This is a genomic window from Microcoleus sp. K1-B1 (assembly GCF_036704705.1).
Taxonomy (GTDB): domain Bacteria; phylum Cyanobacteriota; class Cyanobacteriia; order Cyanobacteriales; family Microcoleaceae; genus Microcoleus.
On record NZ_JAUBSH010000217.1, the window covers coordinates 1 to 1,017 of the forward strand.

Annotated in this window: 2 protein-coding genes; both read left to right on the forward strand. The window is 40.9% G+C overall.

All coding sequences use genetic code 11. The features are described 5' to 3' along the window. Positions 1-196: 196 nt before the first annotated feature. Positions 197-325, forward strand: a complete 129-nt coding sequence (locus QUA83_RS30720) for a winged helix-turn-helix domain-containing protein (protein ID WP_445301837.1) — start codon at positions 197-199, stop codon at positions 323-325. Positions 326-506: 181 nt separating this feature from the next. Then, on the forward strand, positions 507-647 hold the full coding sequence (locus tag QUA83_RS30495; RefSeq protein WP_333297955.1) for a hypothetical protein: 141 nt from the start codon (positions 507-509) through the stop codon (positions 645-647). Positions 648-1,017: the final 370 nt, after the last annotated feature.

Genomic DNA, 1,017 nt, shown 5'->3' on the forward strand with positions numbered 1-1,017 from the left:
AGAGAAATAAGTTTATTGGCTAGCGTTCTGGGACTACTTAGCTCAGATACCCCAAGCAGCGGTTATTGAGCAGTTACATGAACATCAAGGTGCCGATACACTTTTGAATGATGTACAACAAGCACAACTATGGCAAGCGCTACAATCACCTCAAACGGTTGGTGGGCTTTGGAACGGACAGTTCGTTGCAAATTGGATGAGTGAATTATTAGGACATTCAGTTAGTAGACAACGAGGTTGGGAGTATTTGAAGGCAATGAGACTACGTTTGAGAGTACCTCGACCCTCTCATCAGGAAGCCGACTTTAGGGAACAGGAAAAATGAAAAAAAAACTAGCAAAAACGGTGACTCAAGTTCAAGAGAAGTACCCCGACGCCGATGTAGAAATTTTGGACAATCGATGAACATAGAGTTGGGCTTAAACCAATAATGAGACGTATTTGGGTAGATGAATGGACAGTACCCGTAGCATCGGTAAATTGGCGATTTAAATGGTTCTGGTTGTATGGCGAAAGTTCACCCACAATGGGGAGAAACTAAGGCGTGGATTCTACCTTTTGTCAATACCGAAATTTTTAATCAAGTTTTAGCCGATGGAGCCCAAGATTTTGAAGTCGGGGAAAATAAACAAGTCGTATTGACGTAAGGATCAAGGTGGATGGCATACCGCTAAAAAACTTGATGTACCGCAGGGCATTCATATTATAGAAAAGCCATCTCACTCTCCAGAACTTCAACCTGCCGAAAGACTATGGCTACTCACAAATGAGCCTATTGTTAACCGAACATTTGAAAATTTTGATGAATTAGAGGAAATTTTATTTAATCCCTGCCAACAATTACTCCAACAGCAAGACTTAGTTCGAGGTTTGACCAATTTCCATTGGTGGCCCCAAGTTCAGCTTAATTATGGTTATGCTACCGGACATGATATCAGCAGGGAGCATCCCGATTTTGTAAATATCCCAATAAATGATATAATTTTACATTTTTTAAACCAACGGCTTCCCCAAAAA